Raw genomic sequence first — 21,122 nt, 5'->3', positions numbered from 1 at the left:
AGAGATCAATGCCAAGCGTTGATGCCGAGGCTATTGAGAATGCTCACACATTTCAATCGGTTGTGAATATTTCCGATGTGAGGTTTGAGTGGGGCAAGCTCGCCGTAACATTACTTTCCGGTGAGGACAAGAAAGTTGCAATCGTGCGGTTTCCCTGGGTCGTGGGTTTTAGGCTGCTCGATGAGGGGGATTTGCTCGAGTTTTGGCCCGCCTGCAGTGCGTTAAATGGTTGGCTCTTCTTGATAAAGAAGAATGGCTGGTTTGATCTTGAGACTACTCGTCAGGGTTTTACGCGGGAGAAGGGGCAGGGCGTTTTCGAGTACTTTGTCGCGAGCCAAAATAGTTGCCTAAGCGTTCTGTCAGGCGAGCCCCCCGAAGTTGAGGTGTTCAACATTTAAAAGAGCGACTGTTGGATTCCATCGATCTCTGACCCGAGGGAGGCGAATAAAAAATTGGGCTACCAGGAGGTAGTTCAGGTATTCATATGAAGACAGAATTCGAGCGATCGAACTGTGCCTCGCCCACTCGCCGAACGATGCCAGGAGCGCTTGGCGCGAGTCGGGCCGCTGCTGGAGGAACTGTTCGCCCTGGCTGAGCACTTGTGATCTCGGCGCGTTTGCCTGTCATGTCATCGGCGGTGAGATCGGCAGTATCAGTTCCGAGACTCCATAGCGCTGACGTTATGCGTAGGCGCCACTCTGGGTACGGGAGAGCATGTTCGATACGATGGCCTGCCCCTCTGCGGTGTCCATCAGCTCCGCTGGTCGTCGCCCACCGAGAGCGGATAGGGGCTGATCGAGCCACTGAGCCATCCATGCTGCTGCATCGAAGCCATCGGGATTTCCGGATGTCTCGACCATGGCTTGTGTCTGCCCAATGAGGCGACTGATTCCCAGCACCCTGGACGACTCTTCGGTCGACAAAGGCTGATTCTTCCTGGCCTTTCTATGAATGGTCGCGCGCGGCAGGCCAAGAATGGCGAGCAGCTTGTCTTTCGACACGCCCATTTCACCGGCTACCAACTCGATCAAGAGTGCGGGCACTCCGTGTTTGACTAGTCCGACGTGTTCGAGGGGATCTTTCTTGAAAAGACTGACGAAGTCTTCTTTCTTGAGCTCCTTCGATCCGATTGCCACGGTCCAGACGGACGTTGATTTCGCAGGCAGCAGATCGGTTGCCTGCGAGGTCAGACGCGTCATTCTGGACGCACCCCTAGTCATGATTGGATAACCCCACGAACTGCTTCAATGGCGGAGGGTTTCACGTCGATGATCAGGGCAGGATCGAACGCCTTGTTCTCGATCCTGCCGCTCCAGTTCACATAGCCGCGCGGATTGCACACGATTCGGCAAGAGCGGACTCGATAGTCGAACTGCTGATGCGTGTGCCCATGCACCCAGAGTACGGGCACATCAAAGAAGGTTCCCGGGAGCTCGGTGACGAAGGCGCCTGAGGACCAGTCAGCGGCGTAGCGCTGCGCCAGTGAGCCGCGATGAGGCGCGTGGTGCGTCACGACAACTGTCGGTCCGACGAATGGTTCCGCAAGCCTGTCTCGCAGCCACGCGCGCTGCGCCTGATGAATGCGAAGCGTGTCGGCTGCTTGAAGCTTTCTTCCTTGCTTGTAGCGCCAGGTATCGGGCTCTGCCGCCTCGTCGACCGTGCGGATCAGCGCGTAGTCGTTCAGCAGATTGGTCGCCATCTTCATGGCGCGCCCGACATCGCTGACCGGCCCTTCAGGGGTCTCGATGGCGAGCGCGAAATCGGTCCACAGCGTCCCACCGAGAAAGCGCACACCGTCGACCACCAGCTCGTCACCGTCGAGTAGATGGACATTGCTTCCTTCGGCCTCACGGCGCGCTTCGGCCAGTGTCGTGTCAGTTCGACCGTCGTAGTACTCGTGATTTCCAAGCAGATAAATCACCGGCTTGCCACGAAAGCGATCCGCCGCCCATTGGACGGCGCGCTTCGCTGGCGAATGAATGTCGCCGGCGAGGATGACAGCATCGAACTCAAGATCAGGCACCGGCTCGAAGGGTGCGAACTCGAGGTGAATGTCGGAGAGGACCAGTACTTTCATTGACATGCCCCTTCAAAGCGCGCGCGAAGCTCGGCGCTGGCCTTGTCGTCGAAGCCGGTGAACGAGCCGCACACCACCAGATGGTCCTTGCAGCAATCGAACTGCCAGTAGGCATCGTCGAGCGCGACCCAGGGCTCGTCAACCGCATCATGGATCTGGGCCAGGCGAGGATCTCTCCTTCACGCTTTCTGTACGGCGACGGGAGGCCAAAGCCCGAATGAGGCGTGGCTCCAAGAATCCGGGCGCGGAGGTCGCTGGAGAACGGCTTCAGCAAGGTCTCATAGAGAAGCTGCTCGCGCCAGGATGAACTGATCACGATCTTCACGTGGGGAAACTCGCGCAGCAGCGCCTCCAGGCGGGGCAGGAAGCAGAAGTCGACGCCACCGTTGAGGGTGTGATCCTCCCCTTCGGGATGAAGCACGCCGTCAAAGTCGAGAAACAGGATCACTCCGGGCCTCACAGTCCATGCTCATCAGGCCTCATACGACACCGCCATACTGGATGGCGTTGAGCATCGATCGCACCTTGTCCGAGCCACCGTTGGCAGCGAACGCGGCTGGCGTCTGACCATCAAACAACTCGTGAGGTTTGTCTAGCCAAGCCTGCGCCCCAGCACCGAAGACCTGAGTGGCGAGTTCCAGCAAATCTTGTGGAAGAACTTCCGACTCTGTTCCGTCCTGGGGAGCAGGTGGCCACGCCAGGTGCGAGCCCATGTCGACCGCGAAGACGCGAAACGGTGCAGCTGCGGTCATCAAGCCCTCGGCAAGGTAGTCGATGTTCTGATGATGGTGACCATGGACCACCAGTTGGACGCCGAGCGCCTCGGCGAGCTCGTCGATCGCCTGCCAGCCATGTGGGTGCGCTGTCGGTGCCTCGTGCGTCACCAGGATGTCGGCGGGTCCGCTGCGCAGCAACCGCTGGTACTCATCCGGGAAGATGGAGGATCGGTGCTTGCGGGAGATGCCGTCGCGCCACCGTTCCTCGCGCTTCATGGCGCGGCGCATGGCGTCGCTCGATTGGAACGCCGCCTCATCGATCGGCCGCCGCGGGTCCCAGATCTTGCTGCGGAAGATGCCGCCCAGGCCCGCGACCTTGAACCCGGCGATCTGGACGATCCGCCCGTGCAGGTTGCGGGTGGCGAGCTCCGATCCCCACAGATTGTCGTAGTCGGCGTCGGAGTCCGTGTCGTGGTTCCCGGGGATGAACCAGATCTCGGTGAGATCCAGGATTGGCCTCAGTTCGACGTGCAGAGGTCGGCGTGCCTGGATGTCACCCAGCAGCACGATCGCCTCAGGATGAGAACGCTCGACCGCGGCGATCACCGGATCGAGATCGCCGTGCGGGTCGCCGAAGAACATCAGCTTGGGCTTCGACTGGTTGTGCTCGGATCGCGCATGGAGGTCCGACGAGATGAGCGGTTTCATTTCACATGTCGATGGTGGTTCATCGTCCAGCCGCGAACCGCAGGAAGTGCGAGCGCAGCTCCTGGAAGCAGTCCTGATCGAATGCCCGCGTGGGATCGGTGAGCACGAGCCGCGCAAAGCCCGCTTCGAAGCTCGAGGGCCAATCGTCAAGCGCGACCCATTCCGCGCCGCCGCGGGCATTCCCGTCGAGCCAGGCCTGGATTTCCGACTGACGCCGGTGGTGGAGCACTACATGGGGGGCAATCTGCGGCGTCGCTCCGATGATCCGATGCTGGATGTCAGCACTGAAATAGCGCTGCAGCTGTTCGATGCTCTCGGCCAGTCGCCAATCCGACGAGATGACGACGTCGATAGAGTCGAACTCTCGAAGAAGCTCTTCCAGCCGCGGCAAATGGCTGAAGAATCTGCTGCTGAACGAGTAGTTCACGCCGACAGGATGAAGAACACCATCGACATCCAGGAACAGCAGATCGCTGGAATCGCCCGTGCGGCCGGAGGCATCATGGGTCAGCGTCGCTTCGGCCATGGATAGACGGCTAGTGCAGGGCTTCGTCATCCAACAAACCCCACCTGGAAGGACTCAAGGAGATTGAGCACATCGGCAGCTCGCCCCTCGGCTACCAGCGACTCGGCGGTCCCGTTGTCAAACGGCGCGAGTGGCTCGTTCCTGTACCAGAGGATGGCCGCCTCAAGGTCCCCACCCGCGACCACAGTCGCGGCAGCCAACACTTGCTGGATCGTGCGGGTAGATGGCTGGATGTCGCTCATAGCTCCACCACGAGCTCGGGGTTGAACTGCGTGTTCTCCTGGTCACGGCCATGCCGCAAGTACCCCCGGGGGTTGCACACCACTCGGCAGTTGCCGATTTCGTAATTCAGGCTCGCGTGGAGGTGGCCGTGAACCCAGAGGGAGGGCACATCGAAGAAGGAGCTTGGGAGCTCGCTCACAAAGGACGCGGACAGCCAGTCGGACTGGTAGCACGGCGCGAGAGAGCTCCGATGCGGGGCGTGATGGGTCACGACCACTGTCGGACCATCGAAGGGCTCGGCCAGCTTCTGGGCCAGCCAGGCGCGGTCACTCTGGTGGAGCGCCCGCGTGTCTTCGGGTGCCAGGCGGCGCTTTTTTGACTTGGCTGCTACCGCCGGTGCGTCGGAGAAATCCTTCGCCTCGATCCACCGGATCGATGAGTAGTCGTTGAGATGGACTTTGGCCGCCTTCATGGCCCGCTTGGTGTCTACCAGCAACCCTGTCTTGGTCTGGATCGGCAGTTCGAAGTCCGTCCACAGCGTGCAGCCCAGAAACCGGACGCCGGCGATCACAGCCTCGCCGGGCGCCAGGAGGTACACGTTGCAAGACCTCGCGGTGAGCGCCATTTCCTTGAGCGTAGTTTGCAGCACGCCCTCAAAGAACTCGTGATTGCCTGGGACAAGAATGATCGGGACCGTCTCTCCGAAGCTCTCCTCCCGCCGGGCCCAGCGCATGGCCTTGGAGCCGGGCACGGAGATGTCACCGGCAAGGATCACGACGTCGCAGTCGACCTTCGGGGCGAGAAAGGTGCCGAGCTCGAGGTGCAGGTCCGAGAGGATGAGCAGCTTCACATCGGTAGGCCCATTTCTTCAGCAGCGCATTCAGGGCATCAGGATCGAGAGCTTGGCGTTCCAGGCCTCGCCATCGGACCTGGAGGGCACGGCGACCCGGATCGTCGGACGATCGAAGTCGCTGGTCTCGAAGAGCAAGTGGACGTGCTGAAAGCGAAACACCGGATTCCCGGGATATTCGGTCCACTTGAGCTGCCAGGTCTGGAAGTAGTCGAAGTCGACCGTCTGAGCCCTCTTTCCGCGACTGACGATGCAGGCCTTGCGGGCATCGGGATCGAACAGGATGCAGGTCCCGTCCCAATCGCCCAGCATTCGGCGAGGATCGACCGGGAAGAAGGTAGCACCGGATGCCTGCCCTTGTTCCCGCAACATCTGCTCTCGCCCGCTCTGGATCGCACGAGGCGATGCGATCCAGGCCCAGTAGAAGAGAACCAGTGCGACTGCGAGCACCAGCAGCAGCGGGAGTGTCATGGTCGGATATTCCTGTTGCGGGGGCGGCCCCGTATCCATCGCGATGAATCTTCCGGTGAGTCTGCGCGCCTCAGCGCCTCGGCCCGGAAGCGGCGGTAAAAATCATATCAAAAAGATACTTATAGTCCGCGTTCTAAAAGTCCGCGTACCTATTGTCCGTAGTGCTTTAGGCCGCGTACTCCGAATATCGCGGGATGACTACGAAGACGCGAGCGGTCGCACAGAATCCCCAGGAGGTCTTTGGTGCCGGGGTGCGCGCCGAACGTAAGGCTCGAGGCTATTCACAGGAAGCATTTGCCGATCACATCGGCATTGACCGCAGCTACATGGGCGGTGTCGAGCGAGGCGAACGCAATCTGTCGCTAACGAACATCATGCGGATCGTGACGGGCCTGGAAATGAAGCCATCTGAGTTCTTCAAGTACCTGGACGGCTCAGCACGTACCAAGTAAAGGCGCGCCGGCTATCCGCTGGAGCCACCACCGAGAGCGCGCTCGGACTTCTGCCGCGCTGTGGACACGGGGGCGAACTTGCTCCGCCGGCTGACGGTCGCTGCCCGACGCAGCTTTACTGCACGTCAATGCCAAGAGCCGGGCCCCGATGTAGGTGACCAGCCGGTGAAGCGAAGGCCGAAGCCTCAACACGCTCAGCGCATGAAGCAAATCCTTACAGATGCGCATGCCGTCAACCTAGCGGACTGAGCTGTTGATTTGCGATCCTTTAGCGAGGTCTTCAATCAACGCAGTTCGTCATGCAACCACCCCAGCCATCGCGGCGTATTCCCATCTCCGACATCAGCATGACGGGGAAATTGAACGGACAGGGGTACGAGTCAGCGCTCGAGCGCGACTTTCTGATGCGCATGGCCTGGGAGTCCGAGGTCGAATGGTTCGTCACCCAGCCGCTGACGCTGGAGTACGAGGTCGCGCCGGGTATCCGAATCCCCTATACGCCGGACGTGCTGACCTCCTTCGTTTCACGCAACGGTGTGCCTGTGCGTCGCCCCCTTCTGTGCGAGATCAAGTACCGGGATGAACTGGCAACGCAATGGCGGCGTTTGCGACGCAAATTCAGGGCTGCGAAGTCGTACTGCGAATCCCGCGGGTGGGATTGGATGGTGCTGGATGAGCATGCGATTCGCGGCCCGGAGCTGGACAACATCCGCTTTCTTTGGTCGTACCGGCACGCGACGATGTACGAGCACGAGGTCGCTCCGGTCCTTGGCGCGCTTGCACACCTTCAGCGTGCGTCGTTGGCCATGGTCACCGACCACCTGCGCCCGACGGCTTCGCGTCGAAGCGCGATCATCTGGACCTGGTGGTGCCTTGTGGCGCGCAAGCGTATCCAGTTCGATATCGCCCAGGCCATTCGCCTGAACACCTTGTTCTGGCTTCCGGCCGAGGAAGCTTGACATGAGCGCAGTCGCCGAGTTTCGAACGCCGATTGGAACGCGGGTCCTTCTGGGAAAAGATGTCCTCGAGGTAGTCGACTACGTTGACCTGGAGCATCTGGTACTCGAGACCAGAGAGGGTGATTACGTCACCAAGCACCTGAATGAGGTGCGACCCATGCGACACATCGGGCGCGACCGCAAGATCGATCTCGTGTCGATCGACCCCTCCAAGTGGGAGCGGGCGGGAGAGATCTATCGAAACATCAAGTACCTGCTGGAGCTGCCCGAGGCCGAACGCACGCTCAAGGAAGTGCAGAAGACGGCCAAGGTGATGAAGCGACACCATTCGACGATCTATCGCTGGATTGAAAAGTACAAGAAGTCGCAAAGGCTCTCGTGCCTGCTGCGGCCGCAGCGTGAAGATGCAGGAAAAAGCCGGCTCGATGCCGAGGTCCTCGCCGTGATGGACGAGTGCATCGACAAGCACTACCTGACAGAGAACCGCAAGTCTGTGGCCTCGGTTTCTCGCGAAGTCAAGATGGTTTGCTTGGCGCGAGGCTTGCACGTGCCGCATATCTCATCCCTGCGCACCCGCATTGACCAACTCGATCCTGCGGTGGTCGAGACACGCCGGTACGGGAAAAAGCGTGCTGACGAGAAGCTCCTTCCTCAGATGGGATCGTTTCCCAACGCGGACTATCCCCTGGCGGTGGTGCAGATGGACCACACGCCAATGGATGCGATCCTGGTCGACGATGAGGAGCGAAAGCCGATCGGGCGTGCATATCTCACGATCGCGATCGACGTATGCACCAAGATGATTCTCGGATTTGCGATTTCTCTGGAGCGACCTGGAGCCTATGCCACGGGACAGTGTTTGCTCCTGTCCATCCTACCGAAGGATGACTGGCTCAAGGAAAAGAATATCCCGCCGGAATTCACCTGGCCGTGCCGTGGCCTCATGCGCAAGATTCACACCGACAACGCGGCAGAATTCCGTGGGCACATGCTGCAGCATGCCTGCGCAGAGTACGACATCGTGCCGGAACTGCGCCCCAAGGGAAAGGCGCGCTACGGAGGTCACGTCGAGCGAGCCTTTCGCACCTTCATGAAAAAGATCCATGAAGAGGTCCCAGGCACGACTTTCTCCAGCGTACATGACAAGGTGAACTACGACTCGGAAGGTCATGCCGTCATGACGCTTGGAGAGTTGGAGCGGTGGTTCACGCTCTATGTGCTGGGCATCTACCATCAGGGCAAGCACAGGGGCAACGAGAACGATATGTCTCCCCACTACAAGTGGGAGAAGTTCCACCTCGAAGGAATGAATGGGCTGCCTCCTCTGGGACTTCCGCCGGCAATCGAAAATGTCGAGAGGCTGCGACTGGACCTGCTTCCGTTCTTCAAGGGGACGGTCCAGCGAAACGGCATCCGCAACTGGAGCATTGACTGGTTCTCCAACCGGATTCGCGCGCTCATCGGGACAACCGGGCCCGACGGACGGGCGCGACAATTCATCTGCCGCTTCAACCCACGGGATCTGAGCAAGATCTGGCTCTATGACGATCGGCACGAGGACGACCGGCGCAAGGTCTACATCGAGGTGCCCTATCGCGACATGACCCGGCCACCGACCACTTTGTGGCAGGTCAAGGCTGCCAAGCGCAGCCTGCAGGATAAAGGCAAGCCGACGACTAACGAGCCGTTGATCTTCAAGGCCATCGAGCACATGCGCAAGATCGTGCTCGATGCGCAGAAGTCGAAGGCGTCCGCACGGCGCACAGCGCAGCGACTCCGCCATGCTGAGGTCGATCAGAAAAAGAATGCCGCAAAGGCCTTTGTGCCACCGCCTGAGCGCTCGCGAAGCACAGCCGCTGAACCATGTGTACCCGTGGAGCCGGAGTATGTGCCCGGCGACGATCTCCTGTCAGAACTTGGGAGCGCATATGACTGAACCCGCGAAGCGCATCCTCTCGGATGCCGCAATTGAACTGCTCAATGCCTCTGATGAGGCTCGCATCCACCACATCCGAAAGACTTCGTTCTATGAGCCTGCGCGCGTCAAGGCGATTCTGGCGGAGATGGAGGACCTGATGACGCGCCCGAAGGTGTTTCGCCCGCCCAATCTCCTGATCCTCGGTGCGACCGATTCGGGAAAGACCGAACTCCTTCAAAAGTTTCGAAGGTTGCATCCGGCGAACGTCCGTCCCGACGGCGATGCGATTCATGTGCCGGCGTTCTATCTGCAAGCACCACCCGGGCCGTTCGAGGCGATTCTGCTCGACAAAGCGTTGCTTCAGTTGGGGATCATTCCCCGCCGCAGCATGACCCCGGTGGAGAAGATCCCGCGGCTAGTCGACGCTCTCGAGAAGGTCGAGACCAGGATCCTAATGATCGACGAGGTGCACCAGATGCTGGCGGGCGCCTCCAAGAAGACGTCGTACATCATGAACCTCATCAAGTACATCAGCAATGAGACTCAGATCTCACTGGTGCTCGCCGGCACTGCCGCCGCGCGACAGGCCCTATCTACCGATGAAGAACTCATTGGACGTTTTCCAGAGTGGCCACTGGCGTCATGGGAGAACGATTCCGCTTACCAGAAACTGCTGGCGTGGTTCGAGGCCACGCTGCCCTTGCGGTCGGCTTCGAATCTCCATAGATCGGAACTGGCCGCGCTTATCTACGGCGAAAGTGGGCAACAGATTGGAGGTACGGCAGCCATGATCCGCGAATGCGCAGTTCGAGCCATCCGGAGCAAAACCGAGGCCATCACCGACGAGATCCTGAACGAGTGGATCGCAGAAAAGCGCGCGCGGGAGGCGGAGTGCAGGAGCATCGTGTAGTTGGAAGTCGTCCAGCCTCGCGTAGGCACTTGCAGACGGTATGGAGCTACTGCCTGCTACGCCCTATGTGATGGGCCCTTCTCCAACGGGAGACTCACTCACACAACGCCGAAAAAGAAGAGGCCCACCGATCTCGTGATCAGTCGAAAGACAAGGACGACCGAAGCGAACTGCTGACGACGGACACGCTGCAATTTCGCGAAATGTCAGGACCTGGTGAAAAAATTCGTACAAACACCGTGCCAGAGTGCACCTATGTCCAGTTAAATTCTGATACAAAAATAGAAGGCGTGCTGAATTAGGGCATGGCGCTGTTACCGATACGCGTAGCGAAAGCAGGGAGGAGCGGTGGAAAAGGGAAGCTCGATCCGCATGAGGGCGGAGAAAACACGAAGCAGAAGCGGTATTCGTGCTGACCCTATGGGCACACGCTAAATGCAGTTGCCACTTGGGCTGGCGGCAGCTTTTGGAGACTTCGACTCTGGACTTGAGAAGTTCCGAGAGCTTTTTCGACGTCGCAGGATCTCGCCATGAGTGAACTGCTTGACTTGTTCGAAAAACGACTTCGAGCTCATTTCTCTCAACTCGCCGATTCCAAAGCCGCGGATGGGCATCGGCTTTTTGCCTTGGAGCATTGTCTCGACCCTGAAGAGGTCAAGACTCTGTCGGCGCAGCTCGGAAAGAGCCTCGGCAAACGCGGTATGGTCGCCGAATTCAAGGTCTCATGGGTCGTGCATGCCGCGGAGCAGGGGTACAACTTCGATGGGCAGGAGTACTGGCACTCATTTGCTCAGCGAACGGCCAACTGGGAGCTCTGGGGAAATCGAAAACGTCTACGTGACTGGTTCAGGGCTTTTTGCGCAGAGTTTTCTGGAGTCAGACCGCAGGGTGAATGGGCCAAACACTATAAGTACATTGCATGGCCAATCGCGAACGCTTTGCTTCCTCGCGACCTGCAGGAACAGCTTGCGCAGTCGATCTACAACATACGTTATCAGCTTAGGACTGTTGTCCACCTTCCTCCGGAGGCTACCGGCAAGCTGATCGCCCAGCACTCCTACGTCTCAACATCGAGATTCCGGTTTCTGCTGCAGCAACATGACCTGGTCGGTAGACTCGTGCATACCTTGCTGCAAGGCGATGATGGTGGTCAGACGTCAATCTATCCCTCGACCTTGCGGAGAATCACCGCAGATTTGAACTCACGCGGGAACGCGAGAGCGTGGCTCAGCGATGCGCGGAAACAGTATGCGAAGCTGCAATTTCAGCTGCCGGGGATCAAGCAGAACTACTGGGCGCAGACGCTCTCGCACACTGCTACGCCAGACCCGGGTGTAGTTGCGGTCACTGATCGACAGGGGGTATTGCTTCGACCAACCATCGAACTACGACGCACTGCATCGGCTGAATGGCACGCGGTGCTTTGCGTTCCATCATTCCAACCTTTGGTTGATTCGCAGCCGGAGCTGAGGCCCCACTTGGAGCGGGTCCGGTATTCGGTGCCAGCGCATGGTCCTGCCCTTTTCTTGGGGCGCACGCTGTTGTCCTCTCGCGGGATGCAGTACACCCTCTTGAACTGGCCCGCCCAAAGGCAATGTGTTCTGAATTTCGATGGCTCGGACACGCTTTTCGACCGAATCGTTAACCCCGAATGCCAGATGTGGCCCGCAAAGGTCTGGCTCTTCCGATTGAACGAGGACGGAACTGCCAGAAACATCGCAACGACTCATGTCATTCCGGGCGAGAGCTACCTGGTAGCAGCGCGAGAGCCCTCGTTGATCGAAAAATTAGGGCCGGCTGTTCCGCTGCATTGCGCGGGTATGAGTTGCGTCGAGCTGAGACTAGGCGCGGTCATTGCAGAGGCGCAGAAGACGGCTCTCTTGCAAGCAGGAATTTCCTTTCATTCGAGCCTTCGGGTCTCTCCTCTCGGCCTGCTTCCGCGTCAATGGGGAGAAGATGGACTCGGTGTATGGCTCACCAGCGAAACACCTTGCTTTACGATCACCCGCGACCACGAGTTCGATGCCTACCAGCTCGCGATCGACGACGGCGAGATCCAGACCTTCGCGTGCGACCGCGAAGCGCTCAGTATGAGCTTCATGCTCGACGGGCTATCCGTGGGGCGGCACAAGGTCGCCATCGCGACTCGCGTATCTATCGCCACGCGTACTGGCTCGCATTTCCAGACCGAACGAAGCATTGAGCTGAGTTTGTATATCCGTCCGCCGACTGCCTGGATGCCTGGCAAGCTCGGTATCAACGCGATGATCGTGGACGTGCACCCGCCTGCGCCGACCATTGATGACCTGCTAAGAGGGAAAATTGTCCTGACGGTGATCGGGGATCAGGCACGACGTGCGACCTGCACGCTTGTCCTCACGGATGCGTCAAACGAAATACTGTCCTCTCACGCCATTGTTCAAAATGAGCGTTTGCCGGTGACCGCCGAGCTTTGGGATGAGAAGCTCAGCACGTTTCTGAATCGATCCTCGGACGAGCAAACCTATCTGGAAGCTGCGGGGGGCTATATCCGCGTCGATGCCGAGGACCTCGGGGAACATAGGGTCGCTCTTCTGCACCACCCAGAGCCTCTTCGTTGGGGTATGTCGGTCTCGAGGATTTCCGCCACGCTTCGACTCATCAATGACGGCTTCGACAAGCCGCTGCATGTCGAGCGGCTCTCTTTCTCGCAGCCGATAAAGCGAGCCTCAGTAGACCCTGCTCAAGCCCGCATCGGCATCGACACCAAAAAGGCAGACGGCCTTTTCGTCGCCCATGCCGAGGGCCGTAGCTATGCGGCCGTTGTGTCTTCCACCAGTGTGGGGAAGGGATTCGACTGGTTCGGTGTGCAGTTGGACGAGCAAGCGATGAGGCAGTGCAAAGACGACAAGAAACTGGTCGACGCCTATGCGCTCTGGGCGAGCGCTCGTACGTGTGGTGCGATATCGCGCATGAAGCGCGCGCGCGTGCTCGATCACATCCACGATCAGTTGATCGCAGTCGTGTGCGGCGTACCCTGGGCGAAAGCGGAAAAGCGTCTGGCGAGTAACGCGACTCCAGATAGCTGGGACTTGCTGGATGCCGCAGTTGCCCAGCCGATCTCGTATGCGGTGGGCCTTGGGCGAGCGTGCAATGCTGCGGCCAACATCTCCGATGAGGCGCTCGAGAACATTCACCGGGAAAAATCCATGGGCTTTCGCGTCTCGCAGGACTTGGCAGCCGTGCGCACCGCATGGCTGCTCGCATTCAATCCAGCTCTCTTGCTTGATGGCGATCTACACCCGGTGGGGGCCAGCGCGGATATCTTCGCAGTGCTAGTGCGCGGTGCGCGGCTGCTGTTGCTATGTCGAGAACATGAACGCGAATATGCGAGGGTGCAAGGATGACTGCCCGCGCCGTCCGCGCAAGCGAGATGGAGGTATTCCAACGCCTGAAGCGTGATCTTCATTTGCGGCCGTCGACTTTCGAGGGCGAAGTGGAGGCAACCGTTGCCGCTGTCGTCAGACGCCTGAGCGGATTCATGTGCCCATGTCCGAAGTTTGCCCTTGCCCGGGCTGCAGTTCGCTCGTTGACGCTTTACCCGGAAACATGGGCGGACGTCGCAGATCAGGTGGAGATTTCTATCGAGGACCTGATGATCTCGGGAGATCTAATCGAGTTTTCCAAGGTTACTGCGGTCGGTGCCGAGGACCATCCCACTTGGCTTTTTTGCGCACCGCCCAGCTTTGTCAGAAGAGCGGACGGTCGCATCTATGTATTTGGTGTGGCACCGGACGACGCCGTTTTTCTCCCCGGCGAAGTACTTGCGCAGGTGCACCACCTGGGGGCAACTCGCTACATCGACGCACCCGACGCGGCACCACTTGTCGATGTACTGCATGGACTGGGGCTTCGGCAGATCAGCGACGCGGCGTGGCTGATCCCGCATCACGCCGAGGCGCCAGACAAGTTTATTGGACGTATGACAAAGCGCCTGCAGCAAGACGGTGTCAAAGGGGAGTTACCGGAAATCTCCATTCTTCGTCATGCCACAGCCACCGCGTTGACCTATCGCCAACGCTGGACATCGCCCAAGGATGAGACCGGGACCTTTATCGGACGTCATCCCCACCCATACGGAGCGCCGCTCTGGTACTTGTGCGAACTCCAGGAGGGCCAGGTGCAGCGCAGCCTATTGCTGCCACTGCCAGAGCAAGCAGCCAGAGCATGCGATATCGCATGGCAAATCCAACTGGCAATTGATGCGAGGCAAGGATTTCCGGCGGCCATGCGAACGCGGATCGATCCAGATGGCGAAGGTGCTTACCTTGACGTCCATTTCCCTTTGCCCATGGCGGCGCGGCGCAGGTTGACTCTTCTGGGAAGCCGTAACGGAAAAAGTGGTCCGAGTGGCTTTTCCTTTTGGCTGCCAGCTTCACAGTTGCGGCAAGAAGAGTCTTTCCTGAAAGATCACTTTTGGTACGCCCCTCAACAAAACTCAGAGGACATTCAATGACAAAGACGATCCATGGTGTGGCTTCCGAATTGCGTGAGGCACTCATTGAGTACATCGAGGCGACCTACCATATTGGCGATCCCGCATTGCTCAAACAGCGCCGCGCGCTGCTTGAGGAGATCGGCGTCATTCATCAGTCGCCGTTTCTGGAGTCCACACCCCGGTACCAGACAGGAAGAAAGTTTCACGAGATCAATGGACTATCCCAGGCCGCGAGCGCCTTGTTCGAGAAGCTTTCGCAACCCACGTCCAAAGGCAAGCACCTCCTCTACGACCCGCCATACACCCATCAGAGCAAGGCCATCGAGGAGACTTTGGTCAAGGGCAAGAACCTACTCATCATGACTGGAACTGGTTCGGGCAAGACCGAGTCATTTCTAATGCCGATACTAGGGATGCTTGCTCAGGAAGCCGGGTCCAATCCAGATGCGTTCAAGACGCAAAGTGGCATGCGGGCAATGATCCTGTATCCCATGAACGCCTTGGTTAACGACCAACTCGGGCGACTGCGAGGGATCTTTGGAGATCCGAGGCTCGTGAAGACATTTATGGATATGGCGGGCAGGCCACCGCGCTTCGCGCGATACACGAGCCGTACACCCTATGCGGGGGTACGGCTCCAGCGAAAAGATCAGGCGAAGCTCAAGCAGTTCGGTGACTTCTATGTGGGGGCACTGGAGCGGGCGAACAGCAACGACGAAGGTGCGGCCGCCGCCGCCCAGATGATCGAGGACCTCGCGAGTCGCGGCAAGTGGCCAGCCAAACCGGATCTCGCGCGCTGGTACAAGGGATCGAAAGGAGGCCGCTGGAAAGACGCCGACGACAACTTCATCCGAGCCGTGACATTGCCCGAGGATTCCGAGTTGCTTACGCGACATGAATCACAGATCGCGGCTCCGGATCTGCTCGTGACGAACTACTCGATGCTCGAATACATGCTGATGCGCCCCATCGAGCGGACGATCTTCGACCAGTCCAAAGAACGACTTGCAGCCAATCCGAACGAGAAATTTCTTCTGATCCTCGACGAATCGCATCTGTACCGTGGCGCCGCAGGAGCAGAGGTCGGGCTACTGTTGCGGCGGCTTCGAGATCGTCTGGATATCCCGATCGAGCGCTTTCAGGTGATTTGCGCGACCGCCAGTTTCGAGAACGCGGCTTACGCGCCTGCATTCGCGTCAGAACTGACGGGTGCGCCACCCGAGTCGTTCACCGTGATCGAAGGGGACTTGCTCATGCGTCCCAACGGCGCACAAGGTAGCGCGGAACAGGCTCTCCTCCTGGCCGGTCTCGACATGAGTGGTTTCTATTCTGAGGAAGCCACAAGGCGTGCGCAATCCGTGGCGCCCTTTCTCGAAGCTCGATCCGTACCACAAGATCCTGCGCACATCGATCGATCGCTGTTTGATGCCCTACACGACTTTGCACCCCTGATCGCACTGGTGAACAAGACCATGGGCGATGCACAGCCGGTCGAAGACCTCGGTGTGCAGGTCTTCCCCAGTTCACCCAAGCCTGTCGCGGATCTGGCGCTGACCAATCTGGCAGCACTGGCGACTAGTGCGCGGCGGAGGCCCGACGACCCCAGTCTCTTGCCATGCCGCGTCCACAATTTCTTCCGCGGGCTACGAGGACTGTGGGCATGCATGGATCCGAATTGCACGGGCATCCATGAATCGCTCAGGGGAACCGTTGGCAAGCTCTATACCCAACCACGAGACTTGTGCGCTGCCTGCAATGCACGGGTCCTCGAGCTCTTCACATGTCGGGTTTGCGGCAGCGCCTACGCGCGCGGCTATTGCAACAACGTCGAAAACCCATCTGTCATCTGGAGCGAGGCGGGGGCGCCTCTTCGGATGTCTCAGGACCAAGTCGAAGAACTCGATGCTCTCGACATCTTGCTGACTAAGCCGAGCAGCTCGGAACTTGCAGAGGTGGCCTGCTTCGATCTGACGACTGGTCAGATCAATTCATCGTTAAAGAACCAACGTGAGCGGGAGGTCTACCTGCCGCCACATCGTGTCGCACAGGCCGTTCAGGACGATGACGACGACGACGGCAACAGTGGGGGATATTTCGCCTCAGCGGGGATCTTCCATCAGTGCGGCGTCTGTGAGCGCAAGAGCTACCAAGGGCGCTCTTCGGTGCAAGACCATGAGACCAAGGGCGATCAGCCTTTCCAGGTCCTCGTCAGTCGCCAGATCCAAGTACAGCCCCCCGGTCCGCAGCCCGCGACGAGCTTCGCTCCGCTGCGGGGGCGCAAGGTCCTTGCCTTTTCCGATTCACGGCAGGTTGCGGCCCGCCTCGCGCCCAACCTGCAGATGTACTCGGCCCGAGACACATTGAGGCCCCTGCTGGTGCGCGGATGGACGCGCCTTGCCCAAATCCCGAAGCTCGCCTTGTCGCTGGACCACTTGTACGTCGCCGTATTGATTGCGGCGAGCGAGCTGGGCGTTCGGTTTCGACCGGAAGTGACCGCGCAAGAAAAGCTGCAGGACTTCATCGAAGTGGACAACGTCGTCAAGCCTGGCGTGGATGTTTCGGATGACGAACTGCGAGCGTTGTGTGTTCAGCTTGTCCCCGGCGAGCCGCCAGAGGCGTTCCTGGCCGACCTGATGACTACGATGCGAGACCGGTTGCTCGGCCTCGAGGCATTGGCTTTTGCGTCCATCGTGGAGCACCAAGACAGGCGCGCCGGCGTCGAGGCGTTGCCGAACATTGCGGGTATCACGGAGACAGCGCAGGATCGCCTGGAACTCGCGAGAGCATGGCTCAGGGAGTGGAGTGGTGCTGGATTTGGGCTTCGCTGTATGCCGTCGCGCTGGTACCTGATCCACCCGGACAAGAAGGTGCGCATCACCTCAAGAACAGGGAAATTCCAGCGCTTCGAGCGCAGGCTGGGATCAACCGCAGCAAGGAAGTCCTTCAAGGAAAAATGGCTGCCCAAGCTGCTCGAGCTGTTTACATCGAAGATGGAGGCCGGCAGATATCAGTTGGAGGGACGTCGTCTCTCACTCGAGCTCGGCGGGAAATGGGTGCGCTGCTCTGATTGCAAGTCGGTGCACAGGCCCGTCAGGCTGTTGCCTGTATGTCTCGACTGCGGCCATGCGAGGGTCTTCGAGCTCGATCCCAACGCGGATGATGTCTTCATGAAGCGCAAGGGCTACTACCGCAATGCAGTGCTGGCGGCCTTGCAGCCCGAGCCGCAAGCGCCGGTCTCGATCATTGCGGCAGAGCACACGGCACAGCTCAATTCTGCGGAGAACGACGATGTGTTTTCCAAGGCAGAGGAAAACGAGTTGCTCTTCCAGGATGTCGACATCCCCGTGCGCAACGCTCGGTCTGCCCCTACGGCGGTCGACGTGCTCTCCAGCACCACGACGATGGAAGTGGGGATCGACATCGGCCAACTCTCCGGTGTCGCGCTGCGCAACATGCCGCCTAGCCGCGCAAATTACCAGCAGCGAGCCGGTCGAGCTGGCCGGCGGGCCAGCGCGATCGCGACCGTGGTGGCCTTCGGCGGCTCGGATACCCACGACGAGCACTTCTTCTCAAGGCCGGCGCAGATGATTTCCGGCGAGGTGGTTGATCCGACGTTGAGCGTTGATAACCCGGAAATTGTCCGCCGCCACATCCGCGCCTTTCTTTTGCAGTCCTACCATCAGGCAAAGATTCCGCCGAATTCACAGGGCAGTAGCAACGGTAACCTGTTCTCCGTTCTGGGCACGGTGGGAGATTTCCTCCAGCCACAAAGCATTCTCAGCAATGTTGATCTCGAGGCCTGGCTGAAGGCCAACGCAGAGGCTTTGCGAGCTCGTGTCGACTCATGGATTCCCGTCGAGCTGTCCCAGCAAGATCGGCAAGGGCTCTTGGAAGAGATGATCAGTGACTGCGTTGATGCGATCAAAGCAGCGATCCAGGAGGCCGCAGATACACGCGCCCCGCTCATCGGCGCAGTGGCTCAAGCCACCGACGAAGATGATGCAGGGCAATCCGAGATGCAGGCGGAAGTGGACGACGAAACGCCAGTTAACCCGCTCAACCCCAACTCATTGCTCGACACTCTGCTCTACAAGGGGGTGCTGCCCCGCTACGCATTCCCGACCGACGTCGCCACGTTCCATGTGTTCGATGCCGAGGGCACCTTGCGCAAGAGGCGACCCAAGCTCAAGTTCGCGCCGGCTCAGGGACTGGCAGTGGCATTGACTCAATATGCGCCTGGCAAGCAGGTCTGGATCGCCGGCAAGTGCTACACCTCGAAGGCGATCTATACCGCGATGCCCGATGATCGCTTCGAACAATGGCAAAACAGAAAACTGCATGTGGAGTGCACGCGCTGCGGCTTCGCCCGTACACAGCCGGTGAACACCGGGCTTAGCCGCGACGACGTAATGGACTGCCCCGCTTGCCAGGGCCCCCAGACCCTGGGACCAGCACGCTACTGGATGCGCCCCACAGGATTCGCTCACCCGGTTACCGAGCCGGAGGTGACTTCCCCGGATGATATTCCCGAGACCAGCTACGCCACCCGGGCCAAGTTGATCATGGAGAGTCCCGATGATTCCAGGTGGGTGGTGCAGTCCCCGCGCATTCGTCACCTAACGCTTCGAACACACCTGCTGGTGTCCAACACTGGTCCCAGTCAGCTCGGGTACTCCTACTGCGCGCGGTGCGGGCGCATCGAAGCCGCGACGACCCCCAATAGCCCGCTGACGCACGCGAACGAGCACTCGAAGCCCTATCCCGATCCTGCCGATCAGATGTGCAAAGGAAATGCGACATCCAGGAACGTCGTGCTGGGCACCGATTTCATGACCGATGTGGCTCTGTTTTCCTTCCGCCTTGAGGATCCGATCCGCCTGTATGCCGCTGAGTCGATCACGCGTGTCGCCCTGCGCACGGTGAGCGAGGCACTCGCGCGAGCCGCGACTGACTTGCTGGGCATCGAACCCGGCGAGATTCTGGCCGAGTACCGCCCCGCAGTCACCCCGCTAGGCAATGAAGGCTTGGAAGCCGAGCTCTTTCTCTACGACACGCTGCCTGGCGGTGCGGGCTTCTCCGGCGCTGCGGCGGCGAAGGGGCGCGCGCTTTTCGAAAAGGCCCTTGAAATCATGAAATCGTGCGCGGAGCATTGCGACTTGTCGTGCTATCGGTGCTTGCGCAGTTTCCGAAACCGTCTGGATCATGGTGCTCTGGACCGCTTCACTGGCATCGCTCTCTTGGAGTACCTGCTTGAAGGGAAGCTCAGGCCATTCGAGGCGCGTCGAATCTCGAGTGCGACCGACTCGCTGTTTACTGATCTGCTGCGCCATGACAAGCCCTATTTGGCTCCGGTTCTGCTTGGCGACCTCGTGGACGATCAGCTCAAGCCGCACCGCCAGCCCATCCTGGTGACAAGCGCGACAGGCAAGCCTGTCATCTTGTCGGTCGCGAATCCGTTGGAAGACGCCCAGGTTCCGCGCCTGGTGGACGGAGTTTTCCCGAACGGAGGAACTGCGTTGCTTGTCGAGATCAATGAACTACTTGTCCGGCAAAACCTGCCCAAGGCAACGCAGTACGCGCTCACGCAAATCGCCAGCGCCTAAGCGGGAGTGACGGGGGGCGTTGGAATCGCACTGGCCAGCGTCTGCCTGAGGAGTTCGACGTCTTCCCCTTGGTTCCATTCTGGAAAGCGTTGCGCGCGTGGAACCGCCCAACGCTCACGCCAAAATTCGGCGAAATCCGCTTCGGGCAGCGAGAAGGGCGATCCGAACCCCTTGCCGCCCATGCCCTCGTCGAGTTGATCGACAAGTCGGTAGAGGAACACCTCGCGCCTGACACCATGCTGAAGCAATGTGTTCGGCAATCCCAGCCTCACCAAGGCTCGGCAGATGTTCTGCCAGCGCACCTTCGGGCCATTGCCGAAACCGCCTTGCGTGAACTCGTTGACCATCTTCAAGTAAGAGCAGAGTTCGGGGTACAGGTGCTCCAGATGAATAGTGCCGAAGCCCATCGTGTAGCCGATAGGTTCGGCCAGTAAGCGATCCTTGTACTTCAGTCGGTTGTACTGTGAACTACGGCCGAACGCGCTGGTTGTCGTAACAGCAGCCAGTGGCTGTTGGATATGCTTGTCCAGCATGCGAGTCTTCTTACCTGCGTATTGCCGCCAATAGGCTTGGCGTACTGCATCCGAAGAAATCATGCCAGCGCACAACTTGCCTCCAAGCAGAAAAGAGTACGGAGGGACGGCTCCCACGGCATATGCATCCAGCGTGCAGTTAACCAGCGCCAGCTTTTCTTCCTCGGGGTAGTTCCAGAGGCCGTCCCGCGCTGCGAGATCTGCCGGCGGTGACTGAAGGCCAATGATGCCGATCACGGCCTCGTGATGCTCATCGAAGACGACGAAACGAAGACGGCGCCCATATCCTTTGTTATAGGGCATCGACCACATCGAGCGGGTCGCATAGAACAGGTCGCTCCACTCCTCGTTTCGCTGGACGAACTTGAGCACGGGCTTGATCTTCGAGGGATCGATTTCCGATCCATTGCGAAAGCGTGAGCGGTACTTCTCGAAAAGCACCTTCGCAGTCCGGGCGGTGTTTCCGCCCTGGCCATACTTTGCTTGTATGTGCAGGGCCCGCAGGTAGTCCTTGTCGCCATTGCCCATTGCAGTCTCGAAAGTACTGCAGGCGTCCTCAATTGTCCGACGCAACTCGTCCGCGGCCTTCTCCACCTGACGCGGAAGATAGATCACCTTGGCGGAAGAAGCGGGCTTCTTCGTCGCGGATGTGGCGTTTTTGCTCTGAATCATGGTGCCTCGATTTGGCCACGGCGTGGCC

General features: G+C 59.4%; 17 protein-coding genes. 8 read left to right on the top strand and 9 right to left on the bottom strand.

What is annotated here, in order from left to right:
* Nucleotides 1–8 precede the first annotated feature (8 nt).
* On the top strand, nucleotides 9–398 hold the full coding sequence (locus tag AC07YS_RS11375) for a hypothetical protein (protein WP_495267890.1): 390 nt from the start codon (nucleotides 9–11) through the stop codon (nucleotides 396–398).
* Between the two features lie 282 nt (nucleotides 399–680).
* Here the strand turns inward: AC07YS_RS11375 and AC07YS_RS11370 are convergent, their stop codons facing one another.
* From AC07YS_RS11370 to AC07YS_RS11335, 8 genes are read right to left on the bottom strand one after another with little or no spacing between them, the layout of a single operon-like run.
* Nucleotides 681–1,199, bottom strand: coding sequence for an Xre family toxin-antitoxin system antitoxin (locus tag AC07YS_RS11370; protein ID WP_495267891.1), 519 nt, complete (start codon nucleotides 1,197–1,199; stop codon nucleotides 681–683).
* Nucleotides 1,200–1,216: 17 nt separating this feature from the next.
* On the bottom strand, nucleotides 1,217–2,077 hold the full coding sequence (locus AC07YS_RS11365) for a metallophosphoesterase (RefSeq protein WP_495267892.1): 861 nt from the start codon (nucleotides 2,075–2,077) through the stop codon (nucleotides 1,217–1,219).
* Nucleotides 2,016–2,525 carry an HAD domain-containing protein gene (locus tag AC07YS_RS11360; RefSeq protein ID WP_495267893.1) on the bottom strand — a complete coding sequence of 170 codons (510 nt, stop codon included), beginning with the start codon at nucleotides 2,523–2,525 and terminating at the stop codon, nucleotides 2,016–2,018. The genes AC07YS_RS11365 and AC07YS_RS11360 overlap by 62 nt, the downstream gene beginning before the upstream one ends.
* Before the next feature lie 31 nt (nucleotides 2,526–2,556).
* A complete protein-coding gene (locus AC07YS_RS11355) occupies nucleotides 2,557–3,501 on the bottom strand; it encodes a metallophosphoesterase (RefSeq protein WP_495267894.1) in 945 nt (314 codons plus the stop codon).
* A gap of 19 nt (nucleotides 3,502–3,520) precedes the next feature.
* Nucleotides 3,521–4,027 (bottom strand): HAD domain-containing protein, encoded by a 507-nt coding sequence (locus AC07YS_RS11350; RefSeq protein WP_495267895.1) that lies wholly within the window; start codon nucleotides 4,025–4,027, stop codon nucleotides 3,521–3,523.
* A gap of 26 nt (nucleotides 4,028–4,053) precedes the next feature.
* Nucleotides 4,054–4,269, bottom strand: coding sequence for a hypothetical protein (locus AC07YS_RS11345; protein ID WP_495267896.1), 216 nt, complete (start codon nucleotides 4,267–4,269; stop codon nucleotides 4,054–4,056).
* Nucleotides 4,266–5,099, bottom strand: a complete 834-nt coding sequence (locus AC07YS_RS11340; RefSeq protein WP_495267897.1) for a metallophosphoesterase — start codon at nucleotides 5,097–5,099, stop codon at nucleotides 4,266–4,268. Before AC07YS_RS11340 ends, AC07YS_RS11345 begins: the two co-directional genes overlap by 4 nt.
* Before the next feature lie 30 nt (nucleotides 5,100–5,129).
* Nucleotides 5,130–5,570, bottom strand: coding sequence for a hypothetical protein (locus AC07YS_RS11335; RefSeq protein ID WP_495267898.1), 441 nt, complete (start codon nucleotides 5,568–5,570; stop codon nucleotides 5,130–5,132).
* A 194-nt stretch (nucleotides 5,571–5,764) separates the two neighbouring features.
* On the opposite strand from AC07YS_RS11335, the gene AC07YS_RS11330 reads away from it, so the two are divergent.
* The 7 genes from AC07YS_RS11330 (at nucleotide 5,765) to AC07YS_RS11300 (ending at nucleotide 19,889) form a co-directional block, all read left to right on the top strand.
* Nucleotides 5,765–6,022, top strand: coding sequence for a helix-turn-helix domain-containing protein (locus tag AC07YS_RS11330; RefSeq protein WP_495267899.1), 258 nt, complete (start codon nucleotides 5,765–5,767; stop codon nucleotides 6,020–6,022).
* A gap of 299 nt (nucleotides 6,023–6,321) precedes the next feature.
* Nucleotides 6,322–6,981 (top strand): TnsA endonuclease N-terminal domain-containing protein, encoded by a 660-nt coding sequence (locus AC07YS_RS11325; protein ID WP_495267900.1) that lies wholly within the window; start codon nucleotides 6,322–6,324, stop codon nucleotides 6,979–6,981.
* 1 nt (nucleotide 6,982) lies between these two features.
* Nucleotides 6,983–8,917, top strand: coding sequence for a transposase (locus tag AC07YS_RS11320; RefSeq protein ID WP_495267901.1), 1,935 nt, complete (start codon nucleotides 6,983–6,985; stop codon nucleotides 8,915–8,917).
* The gene (locus AC07YS_RS11315) at nucleotides 8,910–9,809 is read left to right on the top strand and encodes a TniB family NTP-binding protein (protein ID WP_495267902.1); all 900 of its coding nucleotides are present in this window, start codon (nucleotides 8,910–8,912) and stop codon (nucleotides 9,807–9,809) included. Before AC07YS_RS11320 ends, AC07YS_RS11315 begins: the two co-directional genes overlap by 8 nt.
* A 530-nt stretch (nucleotides 9,810–10,339) precedes the next feature.
* Nucleotides 10,340–13,195: a hypothetical protein gene (locus AC07YS_RS11310; RefSeq protein WP_495267903.1), complete on the top strand. Its 2,856-nt coding sequence runs from the start codon at nucleotides 10,340–10,342 to the stop codon at nucleotides 13,193–13,195.
* The gene (locus tag AC07YS_RS11305; RefSeq protein WP_495267904.1) at nucleotides 13,192–14,304 is read left to right on the top strand and encodes a hypothetical protein; all 1,113 of its coding nucleotides are present in this window, start codon (nucleotides 13,192–13,194) and stop codon (nucleotides 14,302–14,304) included. The genes AC07YS_RS11310 and AC07YS_RS11305 overlap by 4 nt, the downstream gene beginning before the upstream one ends.
* Nucleotides 14,301–19,889 carry a DEAD/DEAH box helicase gene (locus AC07YS_RS11300; protein ID WP_495267905.1) on the top strand — a complete coding sequence of 1,863 codons (5,589 nt, stop codon included), beginning with the start codon at nucleotides 14,301–14,303 and terminating at the stop codon, nucleotides 19,887–19,889. The genes AC07YS_RS11305 and AC07YS_RS11300 overlap by 4 nt, the downstream gene beginning before the upstream one ends.
* On the opposite strand, the gene AC07YS_RS11295 is transcribed toward AC07YS_RS11300, so the two are convergent.
* Nucleotides 19,886–21,094, bottom strand: coding sequence for a Druantia anti-phage system protein DruA (locus AC07YS_RS11295; RefSeq protein ID WP_495267906.1), 1,209 nt, complete (start codon nucleotides 21,092–21,094; stop codon nucleotides 19,886–19,888). The genes AC07YS_RS11300 and AC07YS_RS11295 overlap by 4 nt on opposite strands.
* Between the last annotated feature and the right edge of the window lie 28 nt (nucleotides 21,095–21,122).

The organism is Variovorax sp. GW458-11-26-14-LB1, from assembly GCF_059423965.1.
Note: the sequence above shows the minus strand (reverse complement) of the source record. Positions and strands in the feature narration are given on the sequence as shown.

Coding starts and splice junctions, on each gene's coding strand:
- AC07YS_RS11375 (WP_495267890.1), top strand. CDS start 9: ATGCCAAGCGTTGATGCCGAGGCTATTGAGAATGCTCACACATTTCAA.
- AC07YS_RS11370 (WP_495267891.1), bottom strand. CDS start 1,199: ATGACGCGTCTGACCTCGCAGGCAACCGATCTGCTGCCTGCGAAATCA.
- AC07YS_RS11365 (WP_495267892.1), bottom strand. CDS start 2,077: ATGAAAGTACTGGTCCTCTCCGACATTCACCTCGAGTTCGCACCCTTC.
- AC07YS_RS11355 (WP_495267894.1), bottom strand. CDS start 3,501: ATGAAACCGCTCATCTCGTCGGACCTCCATGCGCGATCCGAGCACAAC.
- AC07YS_RS11350 (WP_495267895.1), bottom strand. CDS start 4,027: ATGGCCGAAGCGACGCTGACCCATGATGCCTCCGGCCGCACGGGCGAT.
- AC07YS_RS11345 (WP_495267896.1), bottom strand. CDS start 4,269: ATGAGCGACATCCAGCCATCTACCCGCACGATCCAGCAAGTGTTGGCT.
- AC07YS_RS11335 (WP_495267898.1), bottom strand. CDS start 5,570: ATGACACTCCCGCTGCTGCTGGTGCTCGCAGTCGCACTGGTTCTCTTC.
- AC07YS_RS11330 (WP_495267899.1), top strand. CDS start 5,765: ATGACTACGAAGACGCGAGCGGTCGCACAGAATCCCCAGGAGGTCTTT.
- AC07YS_RS11325 (WP_495267900.1), top strand. CDS start 6,322: ATGCAACCACCCCAGCCATCGCGGCGTATTCCCATCTCCGACATCAGC.
- AC07YS_RS11320 (WP_495267901.1), top strand. CDS start 6,983: ATGAGCGCAGTCGCCGAGTTTCGAACGCCGATTGGAACGCGGGTCCTT.
- AC07YS_RS11315 (WP_495267902.1), top strand. CDS start 8,910: ATGACTGAACCCGCGAAGCGCATCCTCTCGGATGCCGCAATTGAACTG.
- AC07YS_RS11310 (WP_495267903.1), top strand. CDS start 10,340: ATGAGTGAACTGCTTGACTTGTTCGAAAAACGACTTCGAGCTCATTTC.
- AC07YS_RS11305 (WP_495267904.1), top strand. CDS start 13,192: ATGACTGCCCGCGCCGTCCGCGCAAGCGAGATGGAGGTATTCCAACGC.
- AC07YS_RS11300 (WP_495267905.1), top strand. CDS start 14,301: ATGACAAAGACGATCCATGGTGTGGCTTCCGAATTGCGTGAGGCACTC.
- AC07YS_RS11295 (WP_495267906.1), bottom strand. CDS start 21,094: ATGATTCAGAGCAAAAACGCCACATCCGCGACGAAGAAGCCCGCTTCT.